The organism is Pseudomonas sp. R4-39-08, assembly GCF_003852275.1.
GTDB lineage: Bacteria > Pseudomonadota > Gammaproteobacteria > Pseudomonadales > Pseudomonadaceae > Aquipseudomonas.
On the sequence record NZ_CP027733.1, the window covers coordinates 614,173 to 635,012 of the forward strand.

Annotated in this window: 18 protein-coding genes and 1 pseudogene; 15 read left to right on the top strand and 4 right to left on the bottom strand. The window is 61.8% G+C overall.

Annotated features, from left to right (window positions below; genetic code table 11):
• Positions 1–214: 214 nt before the first annotated feature.
• On the bottom strand, positions 215–1,246 hold the full coding sequence (rsgA, locus tag C4J88_RS02550) for a small ribosomal subunit biogenesis GTPase RsgA (RefSeq protein WP_005784215.1): 1,032 nt from the start codon (positions 1,244–1,246) through the stop codon (positions 215–217).
• A 108-nt stretch (positions 1,247–1,354) separates the two neighbouring features.
• Between rsgA and orn the strand changes: the two genes are divergently transcribed.
• Together orn and C4J88_RS02560 are read left to right on the top strand one after the other, a co-directional pair.
• On the top strand, positions 1,355–1,897 hold the full coding sequence (gene orn / locus C4J88_RS02555) for an oligoribonuclease (RefSeq protein WP_010213620.1): 543 nt from the start codon (positions 1,355–1,357) through the stop codon (positions 1,895–1,897).
• Positions 1,898–2,074: 177 nt separating this feature from the next.
• On the top strand, positions 2,075–2,692 hold the full coding sequence (locus tag C4J88_RS02560) for a trimeric intracellular cation channel family protein (RefSeq protein ID WP_177412764.1): 618 nt from the start codon (positions 2,075–2,077) through the stop codon (positions 2,690–2,692).
• Here C4J88_RS02560 and queG read toward each other — a convergent pair.
• The gene (queG, locus tag C4J88_RS02565; RefSeq protein WP_124406144.1) at positions 2,689–3,753 is read right to left on the bottom strand and encodes a tRNA epoxyqueuosine(34) reductase QueG; all 1,065 of its coding nucleotides are present in this window, start codon (positions 3,751–3,753) and stop codon (positions 2,689–2,691) included. The genes C4J88_RS02560 and queG overlap by 4 nt on opposite strands.
• Positions 3,754–3,816: 63 nt before the next feature.
• Here queG and C4J88_RS02570 point away from each other — a divergent pair, with 63 nt between their 5' ends.
• The 13 genes and pseudogenes from C4J88_RS02570 to C4J88_RS27990 all read left to right on the top strand — a co-directional run bounded on the left by C4J88_RS02570 (position 3,817) and on the right by C4J88_RS27990 (position 18,161).
• Complete coding sequence (locus C4J88_RS02570) at positions 3,817–4,677, top strand: NAD(P)H-hydrate dehydratase (protein ID WP_124406145.1); 861 nt, start codon at positions 3,817–3,819, stop codon at positions 4,675–4,677.
• Complete coding sequence (gene tsaE / locus C4J88_RS02575; protein WP_124361019.1) at positions 4,665–5,135, top strand: tRNA (adenosine(37)-N6)-threonylcarbamoyltransferase complex ATPase subunit type 1 TsaE; 471 nt, start codon at positions 4,665–4,667, stop codon at positions 5,133–5,135. Before C4J88_RS02570 ends, tsaE begins: the two co-directional genes overlap by 13 nt.
• A gap of 15 nt (positions 5,136–5,150) precedes the next feature.
• Positions 5,151–6,572 (top strand): N-acetylmuramoyl-L-alanine amidase, encoded by a 1,422-nt coding sequence (locus tag C4J88_RS02580; RefSeq protein ID WP_124365623.1) that lies wholly within the window; start codon positions 5,151–5,153, stop codon positions 6,570–6,572.
• Positions 6,572–8,485, top strand: coding sequence for a DNA mismatch repair endonuclease MutL (gene mutL, locus C4J88_RS02585; RefSeq protein WP_124406146.1), 1,914 nt, complete (start codon positions 6,572–6,574; stop codon positions 8,483–8,485). Before C4J88_RS02580 ends, mutL begins: the two co-directional genes overlap by 1 nt.
• Positions 8,485–9,456 carry a tRNA (adenosine(37)-N6)-dimethylallyltransferase MiaA gene (gene miaA / locus C4J88_RS02590; RefSeq protein WP_124361022.1) on the top strand — a complete coding sequence of 324 codons (972 nt, stop codon included), beginning with the start codon at positions 8,485–8,487 and terminating at the stop codon, positions 9,454–9,456. Before mutL ends, miaA begins: the two co-directional genes overlap by 1 nt.
• 93 nt (positions 9,457–9,549) lie before the next feature.
• Positions 9,550–9,810, top strand: a complete 261-nt coding sequence (gene hfq, locus C4J88_RS02595) for an RNA chaperone Hfq (RefSeq protein WP_016976904.1) — start codon at positions 9,550–9,552, stop codon at positions 9,808–9,810.
• A gap of 12 nt (positions 9,811–9,822) precedes the next feature.
• Positions 9,823–11,124 carry a ribosome rescue GTPase HflX gene (gene hflX, locus C4J88_RS02600; RefSeq protein ID WP_124361023.1) on the top strand — a complete coding sequence of 434 codons (1,302 nt, stop codon included), beginning with the start codon at positions 9,823–9,825 and terminating at the stop codon, positions 11,122–11,124.
• Positions 11,125–11,220: 96 nt separating this feature from the next.
• Positions 11,221–12,396 (top strand): FtsH protease activity modulator HflK, encoded by a 1,176-nt coding sequence (hflK, locus tag C4J88_RS02605; RefSeq protein WP_124406147.1) that lies wholly within the window; start codon positions 11,221–11,223, stop codon positions 12,394–12,396.
• Entirely contained in the window at positions 12,396–13,262 is an 867-nt protein-coding gene (gene hflC / locus C4J88_RS02610) for a protease modulator HflC (RefSeq protein WP_003188064.1), read from the top strand. The genes hflK and hflC overlap by 1 nt, the downstream gene beginning before the upstream one ends.
• A 292-nt stretch (positions 13,263–13,554) precedes the next feature.
• Positions 13,555–14,742 carry an ATP phosphoribosyltransferase regulatory subunit gene (locus C4J88_RS02615; RefSeq protein WP_124369391.1) on the top strand — a complete coding sequence of 396 codons (1,188 nt, stop codon included), beginning with the start codon at positions 13,555–13,557 and terminating at the stop codon, positions 14,740–14,742.
• Positions 14,743–14,796: 54 nt separating this feature from the next.
• A complete protein-coding gene (locus C4J88_RS02620) occupies positions 14,797–16,086 on the top strand; it encodes an adenylosuccinate synthase (RefSeq protein ID WP_124365627.1) in 1,290 nt (429 codons plus the stop codon).
• A 1,115-nt stretch (positions 16,087–17,201) separates the two neighbouring features.
• Positions 17,202–17,255, top strand: a pseudogene (locus C4J88_RS27985) (hypothetical protein); the annotation flags it as partial.
• Between the two features lie 201 nt (positions 17,256–17,456).
• On the top strand, positions 17,457–18,161 hold the full coding sequence (locus C4J88_RS27990; RefSeq protein WP_372238008.1) for a methyl-accepting chemotaxis protein: 705 nt from the start codon (positions 17,457–17,459) through the stop codon (positions 18,159–18,161).
• A gap of 81 nt (positions 18,162–18,242) precedes the next feature.
• Here C4J88_RS27990 and C4J88_RS02630 read toward each other — a convergent pair whose 3' ends face one another.
• Positions 18,243–19,796, bottom strand: a complete 1,554-nt coding sequence (locus tag C4J88_RS02630; protein ID WP_124406148.1) for an iron ABC transporter permease — start codon at positions 19,794–19,796, stop codon at positions 18,243–18,245.
• The gene (locus C4J88_RS02635; protein ID WP_124369395.1) at positions 19,796–20,821 is read right to left on the bottom strand and encodes an iron ABC transporter substrate-binding protein; all 1,026 of its coding nucleotides are present in this window, start codon (positions 20,819–20,821) and stop codon (positions 19,796–19,798) included. The genes C4J88_RS02630 and C4J88_RS02635 overlap by 1 nt, the downstream gene beginning before the upstream one ends.
• Between the last annotated feature and the right edge of the window lie 19 nt (positions 20,822–20,840).

Below are 20,840 nucleotides of genomic sequence, written 5' to 3' on the forward strand. Positions count from 1 at the left end.
CCCTTCTGCGCCGCTGGATCAACTCCGAAAAGGATCCAGACTCCTGCCAGCTTTCGCTGGTGACGGAGCAATTATGGGCATCAGAAAATCCGAATACAAGCCAGCTTGTGTTTGTAAGCCACCGAGTTGGCCTGAATTCTTGATGCCTGCACCTATTAAATCAATGGATTATGAGGGTCGGCGTCCTGATTTATATGTATCAAGAAGTTGACCATCAGTAACTGCTCTCAGGCAAACTCGCAATAATCGACCGATAGCTGTTCATCCGTTGCTGCTGCACGCGGCCATCTTCCAGGGCCTTGAGCAATGCACAACCCGGTTCGCGGTCGTGTTTGCAGTCGCGGAAGCGGCAGGTGCCGATCAGGTCGTTGAACTCGATGAAGCCCGCTTCCACGTCGCTGCGGCTGACATGGCCGAGGCCGAATTCACGAATGCCTGGGGAGTCGATCAGCTCGCCGCCACCGGGGAAGTGGAACAGCCGTGCGGTAGTGGTGGTGTGCGTGCCCTGGCCGGACAGCTCCGACAGCGGGCCGACACGGGTGTCGACTTCCGGCAGCAGGCTGTTGACCAGCGATGACTTGCCCACGCCGGACTGGCCGACAAACACGCTGATACGCCCGTCCAACTGCTGTTGCAGCTGTTCCATGCCGTTGCCGTGGTGTGCCGAGACTTCCAGTACCGGATAACCCAGGGTGCGGTAGACCGCCAGTAATGCGTTAAGCGCCGGCGCGTTCTGCTCGTCGATCAAGTCGAATTTGTTCAGCAGCAGCAGCGGGCGGATACCGGCATGCTCGGCGGCGACCAGATAGCGGTCGATCAGGTTGGCGTGGGGCTCGGGCAGCGGCGCGAACACAATCACGATCATGTCGACGTTGGCCGCCACCGGCTTGAGCTGGCCGCGGCTGTCGGGGCGGCGCAGCTCGGTGCTGCGGGGCAACTGGGCGACGATCACGCCGATGCCCTGGTTGCCGGCACGCCAGACGACCTTGTCGCCGGTCACCAGCGCAGGCAGGTTGGCGCGCAAATGGCAGCGGGATACCGAGCCGGCGAGCTCGCCTTCCAGCGCCTCGACTTCGACCTGTACGCCGAAGTGCGCGATCACCAGGCCCGTTTGTTCGGGACCCAGGTCGCCGCCCTCAAGCGCTTCCACGGCGGAGGACTCTCGTTTGGCGGCGCGCGCTGCGCGTTCACCTTGAATCTTTTCGATGCGCCAGTTTTGGCGACGATTGAGCTGGCGTTTGGCCATTGGTGTTCCGTGTCGATAATGCAAAAGTTGGGTGAAACGGTCGCGAGTCTAGCACGGCGCCGCCTGCTAAACTGCCCGGCTACGCCAAGGTGCCAAGAGAATCAAGCCATGCAAAACCCACAGAACCTGATTTGGATCGATCTGGAAATGACCGGTCTGAACCCCGACACCGACGTCATCATCGAGATGGCAACGATCGTCACCGACAGCAACCTCAACACCTTGGCCGAAGGTCCGGTGATCGCCATCCATCACAGCGATGCGGTGCTCGCCACCATGGACGAATGGAATACCCGCACCCACGGCAACTCCGGCTTGACCCAGCGTGTACGCGACAGCCGCATCAGCATGGCCGAAGCCGAAGCCGAAACCATCGCGTTCCTGGAAAAATGGGTGCCCAAGGGCAAATCTCCGATCTGCGGCAACAGTATCTGCCAGGACCGTCGCTTCCTTTATACGCATATGAAGGCGCTGGAGAGCTACTTCCACTATCGCAACCTGGACGTGTCCACCTTGAAAGAGCTGGCTGCACGCTGGGCGCCGGAGGTCAAAGACAGCTTCCACAAAGGCAGCACGCACTTGGCGCTGGATGATATTCGCGAGTCGATCGCCGAGTTGCAGCATTACCGCAAGCATTTCATCAAGGCTTGAAGACCTTCCGCCTTGGATCGTTCCCACGCTCCGCGTGGGAATGCAGCCCAGGACGCTCTGCGTCCCAATGTGGGAGGGGGGGGGCCCCGATGGCAGGCGACTCGGTTTATCGCCAAGCGCCCCCTTTTGGTGCCATCAGCAAATGATTAGACTGCCGGCCTCTCTGCAAGGATCGCCATCATGCTGCTGATGCTCTACCTCATCGCCATCACCGCCGAAGCCATGACGGGCGCCTTGTCCGCCGGCCGGCGTGGTATGGACTGGTTTGGCGTGGTGCTGATCGCGTGCGTGACGGCGCTGGGTGGCGGTTCTGTGCGCGATATGTTGCTGGGGCATTACCCGCTGACCTGGGTCAAGCACCCTGAATACCTGGTGCTGACCTCCGTCGCCGCACTGGTGACTATCTTTATCGCACCGTTGATGCGCCATCTACGCTCGCTGTTCCTGGCGCTGGATGCCGTGGGGTTGGTGGCGTTCACTTTGATCGGCTGCATGACCGCCCTGGAAATGGGGCATGGCATGCTGGTCGCCTCGGTCAGTGGCGTAATCACTGGTGTCTTTGGCGGCATCCTGCGCGACATCTTTTGCAACGACATCCCGCTGATCTTCCGCCGTGAGCTGTACGCCAGCGTGTCGTTCCTCGCTGCCTGGTTTTACTTGCTGTGCCTGTATCTGGAATTGCCCAGCGAACAGGCGATCCTGCTGACCTTGTTCAGCGGCTTTCTACTGCGCCTGTTGGCGATCCGGTTTCACTGGGAAATGCCCAAGTTCGTCTACAACGACGACGTCCACTAGCGGGCGGCGTGCTGGTTCAGCGCCCATTCCACATGTTCACGCACCAGTTCCGACGGGTAGTCGCGCCGCGCCTTCAAGGCTTCCAGCACCGGAATGCTCGAGGGTGCGTTACCCAGGCCCACCGCCAGGTTGCGCAGCCAGCGCTCGTATCCGGCCCGGCGCAAGGGTGAGCCTTCGGTGCTGCTGAGGAATTTATCCTCGTCCCACATAAACAGTTCGGCCAGGGTCGCGTTATCCAGATTGTGCCGTGGCTTGAAATCGCTTTCGCCAGTGGGTCGGGCGAAACGATTCCACGGGCAAACGATCTGACAGTCATCGCAGCCAAATACCCGGTTGCCGATCAGTGGGCGCAGGTCCTCGGGAATGGCGCTCTTGAGCTCGATGGTCAGGTAGGAAATGCAGCGCCGGGCATCCAGCACGTAAGGGCCGACGAACGCGTTGGTGGGGCAGATGTCCAGGCACGCCGTGCAGCGGCCACAGTGCTCGGTGGTATGGGGTGGGTCGATCGGTAACGGCAAATCGACAAACAGTTCGCTCAGGAAGAAATAGCTGCCGGCCTTGCGATTGAGTACCAGGGTGTTCTTGCCGATCCAGCCGAGGCCGGCCTGTTCGGCGATGGCTTTTTCCAGTACGGGTGCGCTGTCGACAAAGGCTCGAAAGCCGAACGGCCCGATCTGCGCCTGGATACGGTCGGCCAGTTGCTGCACGCGCTTGCGGATCAGCTTGTGATAGTCGCGGCCCAGGGCGTAACGCGAGACATAGGCTTTTTCCGGCTCGGCCAGTAGCTGTGCCATTTGCGTGTCGCCGGGCAGGTAATCCATGCGCAGTGACACCACGCGCAAGGTGCCGGGCACCAGTTCTTCGGGGTGGGAGCGTTTGCTGCCATGGGCGCCCATGTAGTCCATCTCGCCGTGGTAGCCCGCGTCGAGCCAGCGTTGCAGGTGCTGTTCATGCTCAGCCAGGTCGAGACCGCTGATGCCGACTTGTTGGAAACCCAGCTCGCGGCCCCAGTCTTTGATCGATTGGGCGAGGGCGGGCAGATCGGAGGTAATAGCGGGCATGAGACACGGGAAACCACAGGTTAGATGCGTATAATTCTGCCAGACATCGGAGCTTGAAGACGCATGCCTCAGACAAAACACGAAATAACCGACGTGCAGCCGCTGTTGCCCGGCCACTTGCCGCAACTGGCTGCGCGCTCCCCGGACGCCCATAAAGGGCAGTTTGGCCATCTATTGGTGATTGGCGGCGACCGAGGCTTTGGCGGCGCCGCGCTGCTCAGTGCCGAGAGCGCGTTGCGCAGTGGCGCCGGCATGGTGTCCCTGGCGACCCGTATGGAGCATGTTCCCGCCGCGCTGGCGCGCTTGCCGGAAGTGATGATCGTAGGCGTGAGTTCGGCCAATCAACTGATGGGCTTGCTGGAAAAAATCTCGGTCATTGTGATCGGCCCCGGTCTCGGGGATGCGTCCTGGGGTGAAAGCCTGCTATCCGTCGCCGCCAACGCGCACCTGCCGCAAGTCTGGGACGCCGATGCCTTGAATCAATTGGCGACCGGCAGCGTCAGCCTGCCCGCCAATTGCGTGATCACCCCGCATCCAGGCGAAGCCGCACGGCTGCTGGGCATTTCGACAGCCGAGGTTCAGGCCGACCGCCTTAAGGTGGCGCGCGCGTTGAGCCGTAAATTCGACGCAGTGGCTATTCTCAAGGGTGCCGGCAGTTTGATTGCAAGCCCGGACGGGCGCGTTTCACGTTGTGACCAGGGCCATCCCGCCATGGCGACGGCGGGGCTCGGTGACGTATTGGCCGGCCTCGTGGGCGCATTGCTCGCCCAGGGCATGCCGGCGTATGAGGCCAGCTGCCTGGCCGTGTGGCTGCACGCCACGGCAGGGGATCGCCAGGGCACCTTCGGTCGCGGGCTGGCAGCGAGCGACCTGATACCTGCCATTCGTCAATTGTTGGAGGAGCAGTCGCCGTGCCTGAAGTAAATCTTTTCCTGGCCGATGAAGACGCGATGGTCGCGTTCGGTCACGCTATTGCACGAGTGACGGGCGGGGCGGGGCTGGTGTTTCTCGAAGGTGACCTGGGGGCGGGCAAGACTACGCTGTCTCGGGGCATCATTCGCGGGTTGGGCCATACCGGTGCGGTAAAAAGCCCGACGTTCACCCTGGTCGAACCCTACGAGATCGGTGACGTGCGTGCCTTCCACTTCGACCTCTATCGCCTGGTCGACCCTGAAGAGCTGGAGTTCATGGGCATTCGTGATTACTTCGACGAAGACGCGCTGTGCCTGATCGAGTGGCCAGATAAAGGCACAGGCTTTTTGCCAAAGCCTGACATGACCATTACCATTACGCCGCACGAGCACGGACGTCAGCTGAAGTTGTTGCCCCAGAGCCCGCGCGGTGAAGCGTGGCGTGATGCTCTGGCATTGGAATTCAAATAATTGGTGGGGTTAGGTATGCGCTTTCGCGCGTTGGTTGCTGTCGTGGGGGTGTTGCTTGCGGCAATGACTGTCAATGCTGTGGCTGCTTCACAGGTCAAGAGTGTCCGCCTGTGGCGAGCGCCGGATAACACGCGACTGGTGTTCGACCTGTCGGGCCCGGTCCAGCACAGCGTCTTTACCCTCACGGCGCCTGATCGCCTGGTGATCGACATCAACGGTGCGACCCTGGCCGCGCCGCTGAAAGTCTCCACCGCCAACACCCCGATTACGATGATGCGTTCGGCCCAGCGCACGCCGACCGATTTGCGCGTGGTCATCGACCTGAAAAAAGCGGTCACCCCCAAAAGCTTCTCCCTGGCGCCCAACGCCCAATATGGCAACCGCCTGGTGGTCGACCTGTTCGACAACCCCGCCGATGCCGCCCCGCCGCCTGCGCCGACGCCCAGCGTGGCGACGGTGCCGGCGGTGCCGGTCAACCCCTCGCAGCCGCAGGTCAAGCTGCCACCGCCGCCGCCCGCTCCGGCAGGCAAGCGCGACATTATCGTGGTGATCGATGCCGGCCACGGTGGCGAAGACCCCGGCGCGTCCGGCTCGCGCGGCCAGCATGAAAAAGACGTGGTGCTGGCGATCGCCCGCGAACTGCAACGCCAGGTCAACGGCATGAAAGGCTATCGCGCCGAACTGACCCGTACCGGTGACTATTTCATCCCGTTGCGCGGGCGTACCGAAATCGCCCGCAAGAAGGGCGCGGACCTGTTCGTATCGATCCACGCCGACGCCGCCCCATCCTCGGCGGCGTTCGGTGCGTCGGTGTTTGCCTTGTCCGATCGTGGCGCCACGTCCGAGACCGCCCGTTGGCTGGCCGACAGTGAAAACCGTTCCGACTTGATCGGCGGGGCCGGCAACGTCTCCCTCGATGACAAAGACAAAATGCTCGCCGGCGTACTGCTCGACTTGTCGATGACCGCCTCGCTGACCTCCAGCCTGAATGTCGGCCAGAAAGTCCTGAGTAACATTGGCCGGGTCACCTCGCTGCACAAGCAACGCGTGGAGCAGGCCGGGTTCATGGTGTTGAAGTCGCCGGATATCCCGTCGATCCTGGTCGAAACCGGCTTCATTTCCAACGCCAACGAGGCCTCGAAGCTGGCCAGTGCCAGCCACCAGCAAGCGTTGGCGCGCTCGATCAGCGCCGGCGTGCGCCAGTTCTTCCAACAGAACCCGCCACCGGGCACTTACATCGCCTGGTTGCGTGACTCCGGCAAAATCGCCCAGGGCCCGCGTGACCACCGCGTGCAGCCTGGCGACACCGTGGCGATGCTGGCCGTACGTTTCCAGGTCACCCCCGCCGCCTTGCGCAGCGCTAACAACCTGAAAACCGACGAGTTGAGAATTGGCCAGATGTTGACCATCCCCGGCACTGAATTGGCGGCGCAGTAATGAGCGAATCTGTGTTGAATAGTGGCTCGCGCATCGAACTGCTCAGCCCGCGCCTGGCTAACCAGATCGCCGCAGGTGAGGTGGTCGAGCGCCCGGCGTCGGTGATCAAGGAACTGCTGGAAAACAGTATCGATTCCGGCGCCAAGCGCATCGACGTAGACGTGGAGCAAGGCGGCGTCAAGCTGCTGCGGGTACGTGACGATGGCAGCGGCATCTCTTCGGATGACCTGCCGCTGGCCCTGGCCCGTCACGCCACCAGCAAGATTCGCGACCTGGAAGACCTCGAGCGGGTGATGAGCCTGGGCTTTCGCGGTGAGGCCCTGGCCTCCATCAGTTCCGTGGCCCGCCTGACCCTGACGTCCCGTACGCGCGGCGCCGAACAGGCCTGGCAAGTAGAGACCGAAGGCCGCGACATGGCGCCTCGGGTCCAGCCGGCGGCCCATCCGGTGGGTACCTCGGTGGAAGTGCGCGACCTGTTCTTCAACACCCCGGCGCGGCGCAAATTCCTCAAGGCCGAGAAAACCGAATTCGACCACCTGCAGGAAGTGATCAAGCGCCTGGCCCTGGCGCGCTTCGATGTGGCGTTCCATCTGCGCCACAACGGCAAGACCATCCTCAGCCTGCACGAAGCCAATGACGACGCCGCGCGCGCTCGGCGAGTGGCGGCCGTGTGCGGTGCCGGCTTCCTGGAGCAGGCGCTGCCGATTGAAATCGAACGCAATGGCTTGCGCCTGTGGGGTTGGGTCGGTTTGCCGACCTTCTCCCGCAGCCAGGCCGATTTGCAGTATTTCTTCGTCAACGGCCGTGCGGTGCGCGACAAACTGGTGGCCCATGCGGTTCGCCAGGCGTACCGCGACGTATTGTTCAACGGTCGGCATCCGACGTTTGTGCTGTTTTTCGAGGTCGACCCCTCGGTGGTCGACGTCAACGTGCACCCGACCAAGCACGAAGTGCGCTTCCGTGACGGGCGCATGGTGCATGACTTCTTGTACGGCACCTTGCACCGTGCCTTGGGCGATGTGCGCCCGGATGACCAGTTATCCGCGCCAATCGTAACGGCGGTGGTCCGCCCGAGCGGCCCCGAGGCTGGCGAGTTCGGTCCCCAGGGCGAAATGAGCCTCGCTGGCAACCTGCTGCAATCATCGCAGCCGCAGCCGAATTACACCGCGCCCAATTCGGGAGCCGGCGCAGGGTATCAATATCAATACACGCCACGGCCGCAATCGACCGTGCCGGTGGCTGAGGCCCAGGCGGCTTACCGTGAATTCTTCGCGCCGTTGCCGGGTGCCGAGTCGGGCACCGTTGCCTTGCCCGAGGGCGGCGGTGATATTCCGCCGCTGGGCTACGCGCTGGCGCAACTCAAGGGCATCTACATCCTCGCGGAAAATGCCCACGGCCTGGTGCTGGTGGACATGCACGCCGCCCACGAGCGGATCATGTACGAGCGCCTGAAGATCGCCATGGCCAGTGAAGGGCTCAGTGGTCAGCCGCTGCTGGTGCCGGAATCCCTGGCAGTCAGCCAGCGCGAAGCCGATTGTGCCGAGGAACACCACGGTGTGTTCCAGAAGCTGGGCTTCGAACTGCAACGCCTGGGCCCGGAGGCCCTGGCGATCCGTCAGATTCCTGCGCTGCTCAAGCAGGCTGAGGCCAATCGCCTGGTGTCCGACGTACTGGCGGACCTGATGGAATACGGCACCAGCGACCGTATCCAGGCGCATATCAACGAACTGCTCGGCACCATGGCCTGCCACGGTGCCATCCGCGCCAACCGCCGACTGGCCCTGCCGGAAATGAACGGCCTGCTGCGCGACATGGAAAACACCGAGCGCAGTGGCCAATGCAACCATGGCCGGCCGACCTGGACCCAGATGGGCCTGGATGATCTGGACAAACTGTTCCTGCGCGGTCGCTGATGAGTGCCTTGCCCCCCGCGATCTTCCTGATGGGCCCGACGGCCGCGGGCAAGACCGACCTGGCCATCGAACTGACCAAGGTCTTGCCGTGCGAGCTGATCAGCGTCGACTCTGCCCTGGTTTACCGGGACATGGACATCGGCACGGCCAAGCCTTCAAAAGAGCTGTTGGCCCGGCATCCGCATCGGTTGATCGACATTATCGACCCGTCCGAAAGCTATTCGGCCGCAGATTTCCGTACCGACGCCCTGGCCGCCATGGCTGAAATCACCGCGCGGGGCAACATCCCGCTGTTGGTCGGCGGCACGATGCTCTACTACAAGGCTTTGCAGGAGGGCCTGGCGGACATGCCGCCCGCTGACGCCCAGGTACGCGCCGAGCTTGAAGATCAAGCCGCGCGCCTCGGCTGGCAGGCCCTGCACGACCAGCTGGCGGCGGTAGACCCGGTGTCTGCGGCGCGCATCCACCCCAACGACCCCCAGCGACTTACCCGTGCGCTGGAAGTCTGGCGCGTCAGCGGCCAGACCATGACTGAACACAGACTGAAACAAACTGCGCAAAGTGCTGATGCAGACGCATCTGGTCAGTCACAATTGCCCTATACTGTGGCGAATCTGGCCATCGCTCCGGCAAATCGCCAGGTGCTGCATGAACGAATTGCACAAAGATTCACAATTATGTTGGAACAGGGGTTTGTGGAGGAGGTCGTAGCACTGCGTTCCCGAGGTGATCTGCATCCAGGATTGCCTTCGATACGTGCTGTAGGCTACCGCCAAGTCTGGGATCATCTGGATGGCAAGCTGACGTCAGCCGAAATGCAGGAGCGCGGCATCATTGCCACGCGCCAATTGGCGAAGCGCCAGTTCACCTGGCTGCGCAGCTGGAGCGATTTGCACTGGCTGGACAGCCTGGACAGCGACAATCTGTCACGCGCCTTGAAATACTTGGGAACGGTCTCCATATTGAGCTGAGTCCTTGCAATTGCCGTCTATCCTTGGGGGTGTGACGGCCATGAGCTATTTATTTTCCGATTTTTACTATTGATCCTTAAAGGAGTGCGGCACATGTCAAAAGGGCATTCGCTACAAGACCCTTACTTGAATACTTTACGTAAAGAGAAAGTGGGGGTTTCCATCTATCTGGTCAACGGTATCAAGTTGCAAGGTACGATCGAGTCGTTCGACCAGTTCGTGATCCTGCTGAAAAACACCGTCAGCCAGATGGTTTACAAACACGCTATCTCTACAGTCGTCCCTGTTCGTCCGATCCGTCTGCCTAGCGCAGCAGGTGATGAAGCAGCTGACGCTGAGCCAGGTAACGCCTGATAGGAGTCTCCTTTGTTCTTTGAGCGCCACGGTGGTGGTGAGCGAGTAATCCTCGTTCACTTGGATGGACAGGACCCTGAGGCGCGCGAAGATCCGCAGGAGTTTCAGGAGTTGGCAAATTCGGCCGGCGCCGAGACCGTTGCGTTTTTTAACGTGCCGCGTCATCGGCCAACCGCCAAATACCTGATCGGCAGCGGCAAGGTCGAGGAATTGCGCGACCTGGTCCACGCTGAAGAAGCCGATCTGGTGATCTTCAATCACACCCTCACGCCCAGTCAGGAACGTAACCTCGAACGTGTCTTCGAGTGTCGCGTGATCGACCGCACCGGTCTGATTCTCGATATTTTCGCCCAACGCGCGCGTACCCATGAAGGCAAACTGCAGGTCGAACTGGCCCAGCTTGACCACATGAGCACCCGCCTGGTGCGCGGTTGGACTCACCTTGAGCGCCAGGGCGGCGGCATCGGCATGCGTGGCCCGGGTGAAACCCAGCTGGAAACCGACCGACGCCTGTTGCGGGTTCGCCTGCGCCAGATCAAGGGCCGCCTGGAAAAAGTGCGCAGCCAGCGCGAGCAATCGCGTCGAGGCCGTTCGCGTGCGGATATCCCTACCGTGTCACTGGTGGGGTACACCAACGCCGGCAAATCCACACTCTTCAACAACGTGACGAAATCGGACGTGTACGCGGCAGACCAACTGTTCGCCACGCTCGACCCGACCCTGCGCCGCCTGGATATCGGCGACCTGGGGCCGATCGTCCTGGCCGATACCGTGGGTTTCATCCGGCACTTGCCGCACAAGCTGGTCGAGGCATTTCGGTCTACGCTCGAAGAGTCGAGCAATTCCGACCTGCTGTTGCACGTAATCGATGCGGCTGAACCGGATCGCATGCTGCAGATCGAGCAGGTGATGGTAGTGCTGGGCGAGATTGGTGCACAGGACTTGCCGATCCTCGAGGTCTATAACAAACTCGATTTGCTTGAAGGCGTCGAGCCACAAATTCAGCGCGACGAGAACGGCAAGCCTCAACGGGTCTGGCTGTCGGCGCGTGATGGCAGTGGCCTGGAGCTGCTGGAACAAGCCATTGCCGAGTTGCTCGGCAGCGATTTGTTCGTGGGCACCTTGCGCTTGCCGCAGCGTTTTGCTCGACTGCGTGCACAGTTTTTCGAGCTGGGCGCGGTACAGAAAGAAGAACACGACGAAGAAGGTGTCAGCTTGCTGGACGTTCGATTGCCACGCTCGGAGCTCAATCGACTGGTCAGTCGCGAGGGTGTTGTACCGGCAGAGTTCATCGAGCAACACACTTTGCAATAAAAGCCTGAGAAAGCGGTTGTGCCGCGGTGGCAGGCATTCTGTAGCATTGGTCGGCGCGCCGTGGGTGCGTCTTTGCTTTATCAGATGGAGAGCGCTATGGCTTGGAATGAGCCGGGTGGCAACTCGAATAATCAGGATCCTTGGGGTGGTAAGCGCCGCAATAATGGCGACCGCAAGGGGCCACCGGATCTCGACGAGGCCTTCCGAAAGCTGCAGGAAAGCCTGAATGGGTTGTTCGGTGGTGGAAAAAAACGCGGTAGTGACGAGGGTGGTCGCACGAGCAAGGGCGGTGGCTATGGCCTGCTGGGCCTGGGCCTTGTCGTGCTTGCGGCCGTCTGGCTGTACAGCGCGGTCTATGTAGTGGACGAGCAGGAGCAAGCCGTGGTGCTGCGCTTCGGCAAGTACTACGAGACTGTCGGGCCAGGCCTGAACATCTATTTCCCGCCGATCGACAAGAAGTACATGGAGAACGTCACGCGTGAGCGTGCCTACACCAAGCAGGGCCAGATGCTGACCGAAGACGAGAACATCGTCGAAGTGCCGCTGACCGTGCAGTACAAGATCACCAACCTGCAGGACTTCGTGCTGAACGTCGACCAGCCGGAAATCAGCCTGCAACACGCAACCGAAAGTGCCTTGCGCCATGTGGTGGGTTCCACCGCCATGGACCAGGTGCTGACCGAAGGGCGTGAATTGATGGCCAGCGAAATCAAGGAGCGCCTGCAACGGTTCCTCGATACCTATCGCACCGGTATCACCGTCACCCAGGTCAACGTACAGAGCGCTGCCGCACCGCGTGAAGTGCAGGAGGCCTTTGACGACGTGATCCGTGCCCGTGAAGACGAGCAGCGTTCGCGCAACCAGGCTGAAACCTACGCCAATGGCGTGGTGCCGGAAGCCCGTGGTCAAGCCCAGCGCATCCTTGAAGATGCCAACGGTTATCGCGACGAAGTGGTCTCCCGTGCCAAGGGTGAGGCAGACCGCTTTACCAAACTGGTTGCCGAGTACCGCAAGGCACCTGAGGTGACCCGTGAGCGTCTGTACCTGGACACCATGCAGGAAGTCTTCAGCAATACCAGCAAGGTTCTCGTGACCGGCAGCAAGGGTGGGCAGAACAACCTGCTGTACCTGCCGCTGGACAAGATGATCGAAGGTGGTCGTAGCGGCACCAGCGCGCCGTCCACCGGTTCGAATGCCGCTGCCAACGAAGCGAGCGCCCGTGCGGCCGCTGACTTGCTGCAACAGCAAACACGTACCAGGGAGAGCCGTTGATGAGCAATAAATCGCTGACCGCCCTGATTGTGGGCGTCGTCGTGGTCATCGCTGCCTGGAACTGCTTCTACATCGTGGCTCAGACCGAGCGTGCGGTGCTGCTGCAATTCGGTCGCGTGGTCCAGGCGGATGTCCAGCCGGGCCTGCATGTGAAAGTCCCCTACGTCAACCAGGTGCGCAAGTTCGACGCCCGCCTGATGACCCTGGATGCACCTACACAGCGCTTCCTGACCCTGGAAAAGAAAGCCGTGATGGTTGACGCCTACGCCAAGTGGCGCGTCAAGGACGCCGAGCGCTTCTACACCGCGACTTCCGGCCTCAAGCAGATTGCCGACGAGCGTTTGTCGCGCCGTCTGGAATCGGGCCTGCGCGACCAGTTTGGTAAGCGCACCCTGCATGAGGTGGTATCCGGTGAACGTGATGCGCTGATGGCTGACATCACCCGTTCGCTGAACACCATGGCGGAGAAAGAGCTGGGTATCGAAGTGGTCGATGTGCGCGTCAAGGCCATTGACCTGCCCAAGGAAGTGAACCGCAGCGTGTTCGAGCGCATGAGCACCGAGCGTGAGCGTGAAGCCCGTGAGCACCGCGCCAAAGGTAACGAGCTGGCCGAAGGTATCCGTGCGGATGCCGATCGTCAGCGCCGTGTACTGCTGGCGGAAGCCTATCGCGAGTCTGAAGAGGCCCGTGGTGATGGTGATGCTCAAGCCGCGGCGATCTACGCCAAGGCTTACGGCCAGGACCAGGAGTTCTACGCGTTCTACCGTAGCCTGCGTGCCTACCGTGAAAGCTTCGCGAACAAGACCGACGTGCTGGTGCTGGACCCAAGCAGCGACTTCTTCCGCTACCTGGAAAAGTCCAAGTAACAGGCCTGTGATTCTGCAGGACCACTCCGTCGGGCGGCTAAAATGCCTGGCGGGGTGATCCTTTCAGAAAACGGGTGTATGATGCGGCAGCCGGGAAATTCCCGGCTTTTTTGCGTCTGCATGTTCGATTCGGCAGGCGTGACAGGTTTTTCGAGGAAAGTGCCCGACGAGGCCGGTTACAGGTCGTTCGTCACGTCGCTCTTGCGCGTGGTTTATGCAGGCGGCGGGTATTTTCTGCTTCACTCAAGGCTCGGCCGAGGGCTGGCCGCCCGGATCATAGGGGAATGGCGTAATGGCAACGGTAGACCGCTGGCTGCTGCCAGATGGCATCGAAGAAGTACTGCCACCAGAAGCTGCGCGCATTGAAATAGCGCGTCGCCAGGTGTTGGATCTGTTCCAGAGCTGGGGTTACGAGTTTGTCGTGACTCCCCATATCGAGTACCTGGAATCCCTGCTGACCGGCGCGGGCCAGGACCTGGATCTGCGCACCTTCAAGGTTATCGACCCGCAATCGGGCCGGCAGATGGGGTTTCGTGCCGACATCACGCCGCAAGTGGCGCGTATCGATGCGCACACCCTGCGCCGCGAAGGCCCGAGCCGCCTGTGCTACGCCGGCAGCGTGCTGCATGCCCAGCCACGTGCCTTGTCATCGTCCCGCAGCCCGATCCAGTTGGGCGCCGAGCTGTATGGCGATGCGAGCCCGAGCAGCGACGTCGAGGTGATCAGCCTGATGCTGGCCATGCTGCAACTGGCTGATGTGCCGGATGTGCACATGGACCTGGGCCACGTCGGTATCTACCGTGGCCTCGCTCGTGCCGCTGGTTTGTCCGGTGAAGCCGAGCAACAACTGTTCGACGCCCTGCAACGCAAGGCGATTGACGAAGTGATCGCCCTCACCGAAGGCGTGCCGGCTGACCTCGCGCAGATGTTGCGCGCGTTGGTCAACCTGTGCGGCGGCCGTGAAGTGCTGGTGGCTGCGCGTGAGCGCCTGGCCAATGCGCCAGCGCCGGTATTGGCGGCCCTGGACGATGTGCTGGCGATTGCCGAGCAGTTGTCGGCGCGCTTCCCGCAATTGCCGCTGTATTTTGACCTGGGCGAGTTGCGCGGCTACCACTACCACACCGGTGTGGTGTTCGCGGTGTTCGTTCCGGGTGTTGGCCAGGCCATCGCCCAGGGCGGTCGCTACGACGATATCGGCGCCGACTTCGGTCGCGCCCGTCCGGCCACTGGCTTTTCCACCGATTTGAAAACCCTGGTGACCCTGGGGCGTGCTGAGGTCGAGCTGCCGTCTGGTGGCATCTGGATGCCCGACAGTACGGACGCGGCACTCTGGCAGCAGGTTTGCCAGTTGCGCAGTGAGGGTCAGCGTGTCGTCCAGGCCTTGCCTGGGCAGCCATTGGCCGCCGCCCGTGAAGCGGACTGCGACCGGCAATTGATTCAGCAGAACGGGCTTTGGCAAGTATCGCCACTGGCTTCTTGAGTTTTCCTGCCGGCCATCGCCGGCACCAAGTTTGCGCGAATGAGGACAAGTGTTATGGGTAAGAATGTCGTAGTCCTGGGCACCCAATGGGGTGATGAGGGCAAAGGCAAGATCGTTGATCTGCTGACCGAACATGCTGCCGCCGTAGTGCGCTACCAAGGTGGCCACAACGCGGGTCACACCCTGGTCATCGATGGCGAAAAAACCGTCTTGCACCTGATCCCGTCGGGCGTCCTGCGCGAAGGTGTGCAGTGCCTGATCGGCAACGGCGTGGTGGTTGCACCGGACGCCCTGTTGCGCGAGATCACCAAGCTGGAAGAGAAAGGCGTACCGGTGCGTGAGCGCCTGCGTATCAGCCCATCCTGCCCGCTGATCCTGTCCTTCCACGTGGCGCTGGACCAGGCCCGTGAAAAGGCCCGTGGCGAGCTGAAGATCGGCACCACCGGTCGCGGCATCGGCCCGGCCTACGAAGACAAGGTGGCGCGCCGTGGCCTGCGTGTGGGCGACCTGCTCAACATGCCGCGCTTTGAAGACAAGCTGCGTGAACTGGTGGATTACCACAACTTCATGCTGGTGGGTTACTACAAAGAACCGGCCATCGAGTTCGAAAAGACGCTGGCCGAATGCAAGGAATACGCTGAGCTGCTCAAGCCGCTGATGCTGGACGTGACGGCCGAGTTGCACGACCTGCGTCGCGCCGGCAAAGACATCATGTTCGAAGGCGCCCAGGGTTCGTTGCTCGACATCGACCACGGCACCTACCCGTACGTGACCAGTTCCAACACCACCGCTGGCGGCGTTGCTACCGGTTCGGGCGTTGGCCCGATGTTCCTGGACTACATCCTGGGCATCACCAAGGCTTACACCACCCGCGTAGGTTCGGGCCCGTTCCCGACTGAGCTGTTCGACGAAGTCGGCGCGCACCTGGCCAAGCAAGGCCACGAGTTCGGCGCAACCACTGGCCGCGCCCGTCGTTGTGGCTGGTTCGACGCCGTTATCCTGCGTCGCGCTATCGATGTGAACAGCATCTCGGGCATCTGCCTGACCAAGCTGGACGTGCTCGACGGTCTGGAAGCCATCAACATCTGCACCGGTTACAAAGACGCCGCAGGTAATGACGTCGCTCCTACTGACGCCGACAGCTACGTGGGCCTGCAGCCTGTGTACGAAGAAGTGCCGGGCTGGACCGAGTCGACCGTGGGCGCCAAGACCCTGGAAGAGCTTCCAGCCAATGCCCGTGCTTACATCAAGCGCGTTGAAGAGCTGATTGGCGCGCCGATCGACATTATTTCGACGGGCCCGGACCGCAACGAGACCATCGTTCTGCGTCATCCGTTCGCTTAATAAGCTGTTGATGTAAAAAGCAAAGGGCTCCTTCGGGAGCCCTTTGTCGTTTGTGTCTGGCAAGCGGCACGACCCTTGCTGTGTTTCCTTCTTTCCGAGGTGCTATCAATTTAATGGCACCCGTGGTGGAGGGATTCCCAGTGTCTGCCGTTCTCTCGTTGTTACAAAGTCGTCTGTTGCGGCCAGTATTCGTTACCCTAGGTATCGCTCTTTTGGTGCAAGTGCTGGTGGCCGTCGCGCTGACGCGGAGCACAGTCACCGCCTTGGAGGCAGATTTGGGTAATCGCCTGGGCATCGACAGCCAGAAACTGTCCGGCGAATTGGCCCAGGCCGGCAAGGAAGTCACGTCCAGTCTGGACAGTTTGTCCACTAGCACCCGTCAGCGTCTGACCGCAGGGCTTTCCACGCGCCTTCAGCAAGAGCAGAAGCAATTGCGTGCGACCCTGGAAAAAGATCTGCAGGACTCTGCCAATGACATGGCGCAGTTGCTGGCGTCGGTGGCGCCGCGAGCCATGTGGGACAGCGATGTGCCAACCTTGTCGGAGTTCGCCCGGCGTGCGCAGCGCAATCCCAACGTGTTGTTCGTGGTGTATGACGACGCGGCGGGCGAGCACCTGACCCGTTACCTGAACCGTGAAAACCCGATCAACCAGGCCCTGTTGGCAAAGGGCGCGGGGGAGCGGGCCCTGGATAAAGTGCTGGACGCGGCCAAGACTGATCCTGCGGTGTATTACGTCGAAGCCTCGATCAGCCCCAACGGCGTGGAGATCGGCAAGGTCCGCATGGGGGTTTCCACCGCGTCGGTCGAGGCCGATCTGCAAGCGCTGGACAAGCGTTTTGCCGCGCTGATTGCCAGCGGTGATCAACTGGTCGGTGACAGCCTCAAAGGCGCAGCGGCGGATAGCGCTGCGGCCATGGGCGCGCGCCTGCAATCGGCGCAAGCCACCGCCACCCAGATGACCGCCAACACCACCAGCGCGGTTCAAGAGGCCGCCGGCACCCTGCGCTGGCGCATCGGCATGGGCCTGGCGCTGGTCGGTCTTGGCGTATTACTGCTGATCGCCATCGTGCTCGGTCGCCGCGTCGTCAACCGCTTGAAGCTGCTGATCGCTGCCATGGATGATTTGGCGGCGGGCGAGGGCGACCTTACCAAGCGGGTGCAAATCAGCAGCAAGGATGAGATCGGCGACATGGCGTCGGCGGTCAATCGCTTTGTGGATAAGTTGCAGCCCATCGTGCGCGAAGCGGGTGAGGTGGCCCAGCGCACCGGTGTGGAAATCGGCGCGATGACCTTGCGCAATGCGGGTGCCGACAAGGCTGCCGGTTTGCAGCGTGATGAAGTCGCCGAGAGCCTGCGCGCACTGTCGCAGATGGCCGATGAGGCCCAGGCCGAAAGCCATGCCATGCAGGCGGCGCTGCAACAGGTGGTGGAGATTCGCCAGGCGACGGATGAGAACTCACGCACGTCGGCCGAAGTTGGCAGTTTGATCGAAGCGTTGGCGGGGCAGGTGCAGGCGGGGTCCCAGGTCATTGAGCGCCTGGCCCAACAGAGTGAGCAGATTGAAGTGGTGCTGACGGTGATCCATGGGATCGCCGAGCAAACCAACCTGCTCGCCCTGAACGCCGCCATCGAAGCGGCGCGCGCCGGTGAAACGGGGCGCGGTTTTGCGGTGGTTGCAGACGAAGTGCGCGCACTGGCCAGTAAAACCCAAAGCTCCACCGGTGATATCCAGGCGCATATCGTGGCGTTGCAGCAGGGCGCGCGTGAGGCGGTGGACACCATCGGCAAAGCCGGGCGCCAAGCCAGTGAGGGCTTGCTGGTACTGCGCGAGAGCGTGCGTTTGCAGCAGACGGTGCAGGCTTCGGTGGAGCAGGTGCATGCGGCAATCGGCCTGGCGACACGCGCGGCCGAGCACCAGGCCCAGGGCGCGCATGCGGTGCGTGGGCGCGTCGAGGTGATCCACGCCCAGGCCGAGCGTGCTGCGCAGGCGGTGGTGGAAACTACGGCCAGTGGCAAGGTGCTGGACGGGTTGGCGGCGCAGTTGAAGGCGAGTTTGGGGCAGTTCAGGGCTTAGTGTTGCCTGTTCTGGCCAAGCCCCCTCCTACAGGTGAAATGCATTCAAAATGTGGGAGGGGGCTTGCCCCCGATAGCGGTCTCAGCGACTCAGATACATCCGCGTCGTCAGCAAATAAACCGGCAACCCCGACACCAGGATCAACAATGCCGCATAAGGCGCCGCCGCCGCAAACTCCACATTCGACGTATGCGCCCACACAGCAGTCGCCAAGGTGTTCAACCCAGTCGGACTCAGCAGCAAGGTCGCCGTCAATTCCTTCATCGCATCCAGAAACACCAGGGCAAACGCCGCACCCAATGCCGGGAAGATGATCGGCAGTGTCACCCGGCAAAACGCACTGAAGGGCGATGCCCCCAGCGTCCGCGCTGCCTCTTCCAGTTGGGGCGCGGCCTTGTTCAATGCCGTGCGTATCGGCGCCTGGGCCAGCGGCAGAAACAACAGCGCGTAGGCGATCAGCAGCAGCGCCGACGTTTGATACAGCGCCGGCACGTAATGCAGGGCGAAATACACCAGAGTCAGTGCAATCACCAGGCCGGGCAGGGCGTGCAGCAGGTAGGGCAGGCGTTCAGCCCAGATCGCCAGTCGGCCTTTATAGCGCACCACCAGCAAGCCTACCGGCACCGCCAACGCCAGGCACACCGCTGCGCCACCCAGGGACAGCGCCAGGGACGATAACAACGCTTCACTGATCTCGGCCACCGGAAACGCCGCCGATGAGCCCACGGCCAGCCAATAACCGAGCATCCCCAGCGGAATGCCGCTGCCGATGACTGCCAGCGCCAGGCAATACAGCTGACCGAGCGGCGCCCACTTGCCCAATTTCACCTGTTCGGCATGCCGCGCCGCGCCCTGGCCAATACGTACATGGCGGCCCTTGCCACGCATGCACAGTTCCAGCCACAGCAGGGTCAGGCACATCGCCAGGAGCACCGCCGAGAGCATCGCCGCATTGGCGTTGCTGAACTCCAGCTCGAATTGCTGATAGATCGCGGTCGTGAAGGTCTGCAAGCCGATGATCGACAAAGCCCCGAACTCCACCAGCATGTGCAGCGCAATCAGCAGCGCGCCGGCCACCAGCGAGGGCCACAACAGCGGCAAGGTGATGCGTCGAAACACGCCCCAGCGATTCAGGCCCAGGGTGCGCGCTGATTCTTCCAGGGCGGGATCAAGATTACGCAGTGTCGCGGCCACCGGCAGAAACACCAGCGGGTATTTGGACAGGCTCATCACCAGGATCGCGCCGCCGAGGCCTTCGAAGTTGGCGCTCAGCGACACCCAGGTGAAGCTGCTGACAAACGCCGGCACCGCAAACGGCAGACACAGGATCACCCCCCAGAGGCGCCGTCCAGGCAGGTTGCTGCGCTCCAGCAACCAGGCCAGGGACAGGCCGACCACGCCGCACACCACCGTCACGCCCACCATCAGCGCCAGGGTGTTGCGCAGCAGCCCGAAGACATAAGGTCGCCACAGCAGATGCACCGCCTGCGCCCAGCCAGCCTGCCAGGTCTTGAGCCCGACATAGGCCAGCGGCAACAGACTCAGGCCTACCAGGAATAGCACCGGCAACAGCAGCCAGATCGAAGGGCGTTTGCGCCGGGGGCGAAAACCTGCGGCGCTGAGCGATGGGTTCATCAGTTCAAGCCAACGTCACGTTCCAGGTCCAGGGCCTCTTCGGCATTGCCCAGGTCGGCGGGGGTGACTTTCGGCGGCTGCAGTTCGTTGAAAGGCTTGAGGCCGCGATTGGACTGCATGCCTTTGCGCAGCGGGTATTCAGCCGAGGTGTTGGTGATCACGCGCTGGCCTTCTTCACTGGCCATGAACGCCAGCAGTTGCTGGGCTTCCTTGGGGTGTTTGCTGGATTTCAGCGCGGCAGCCGAAGACACGGTAATCAGGCCGCCGGCATCGCCGTCGGTGAAATAGTGCAGTTGGGAGTCGAGGTTGGTTTTCTCTTTCTTCAAGGCAAACCAGTAATAGTTGTTCACCAGCACGGTGGCGACTTCGCCGTTTTCCACGGCTTTGAGCGCAACCATATTGTTGCTGTACACCTTGCCGAATGCGCGCAGGCCGGTCAGCCATTCTTCTGCGGCTTCACGCCCGTGCAGCTTGATGATAGCCACCGCCTGCTCCTGGAACGCACCGCTGGTGGGCACGAAGCCAACCTTGCCTTGCCACTCGGGACCGGCGAAATCCAGCACCGATTTGGGCAGGTCTTTTTCGGCAATCAGCTTGGGGTTGAAAGCGACGACGCGGGTGCGTGCGGTCACGCCCATCCAGTCACCGTTACTGCCGACATAGTCCTTGGGCAATACATCGAGGGTGCTGGCGTCGATCCTGGCCAGCAGGCCTTGCTCGCCCAGCTTGTTCAGCGGCGGTGATTCTTCGGTGTAGATCACGTCGGCAGGCGAGCGGTCGCCTTCTTCGACGATTTGGCTGGCCAGTTGATTGCTGCTGCCTTTGCGTACATTGACGTGAATGCCGGTCTTGGCTTCGAAGGCTTTGGCGAGTTCATCGCCGACTTCCTTGTGCTGGCCGTTGTACAGGGTCAGGGAGATCTTTTCGGCGCTATGGGCGGCGGGCGAGAGCAGGGTCAGGCCGAGCAGAGTGATGGTCAGGCCACGCAGAAGGGAGGTCTTGAGACGGGTATCGCGGATCATCATCCGGGGTTTTCCTCACTTG

What these genes read in the sequence shown, in the direction of transcription:
- rsgA (WP_005784215.1), bottom strand. Translation starts at nt 1,246, where the DNA reads ATGGCCAAACGCCAGCTCAATCGTCGCCAAAACTGGCGCATCGAAAAG.
- orn (WP_010213620.1), top strand. Translation starts at nt 1,355, where the DNA reads ATGCAAAACCCACAGAACCTGATTTGGATCGATCTGGAAATGACCGGT.
- queG (WP_124406144.1), bottom strand. Translation starts at nt 3,753, where the DNA reads ATGCCCGCTATTACCTCCGATCTGCCCGCCCTCGCCCAATCGATCAAA.
- C4J88_RS02570 (WP_124406145.1), top strand. Translation starts at nt 3,817, where the DNA reads ATGCCTCAGACAAAACACGAAATAACCGACGTGCAGCCGCTGTTGCCC.
- C4J88_RS02580 (WP_124365623.1), top strand. Translation starts at nt 5,151, where the DNA reads ATGCGCTTTCGCGCGTTGGTTGCTGTCGTGGGGGTGTTGCTTGCGGCA.
- mutL (WP_124406146.1), top strand. Translation starts at nt 6,572, where the DNA reads ATGAGCGAATCTGTGTTGAATAGTGGCTCGCGCATCGAACTGCTCAGC.
- miaA (WP_124361022.1), top strand. Translation starts at nt 8,485, where the DNA reads ATGAGTGCCTTGCCCCCCGCGATCTTCCTGATGGGCCCGACGGCCGCG.
- hfq (WP_016976904.1), top strand. Translation starts at nt 9,550, where the DNA reads ATGTCAAAAGGGCATTCGCTACAAGACCCTTACTTGAATACTTTACGT.
- hflK (WP_124406147.1), top strand. Translation starts at nt 11,221, where the DNA reads ATGGCTTGGAATGAGCCGGGTGGCAACTCGAATAATCAGGATCCTTGG.
- hflC (WP_003188064.1), top strand. Translation starts at nt 12,396, where the DNA reads ATGAGCAATAAATCGCTGACCGCCCTGATTGTGGGCGTCGTCGTGGTC.
- C4J88_RS02615 (WP_124369391.1), top strand. Translation starts at nt 13,555, where the DNA reads ATGGCAACGGTAGACCGCTGGCTGCTGCCAGATGGCATCGAAGAAGTA.
- C4J88_RS02620 (WP_124365627.1), top strand. Translation starts at nt 14,797, where the DNA reads ATGGGTAAGAATGTCGTAGTCCTGGGCACCCAATGGGGTGATGAGGGC.
- C4J88_RS27990 (WP_372238008.1), top strand. Translation starts at nt 17,457, where the DNA reads ATGGCCGATGAGGCCCAGGCCGAAAGCCATGCCATGCAGGCGGCGCTG.
- C4J88_RS02630 (WP_124406148.1), bottom strand. Translation starts at nt 19,796, where the DNA reads ATGAACCCATCGCTCAGCGCCGCAGGTTTTCGCCCCCGGCGCAAACGC.
- C4J88_RS02635 (WP_124369395.1), bottom strand. Translation starts at nt 20,821, where the DNA reads ATGATGATCCGCGATACCCGTCTCAAGACCTCCCTTCTGCGTGGCCTG.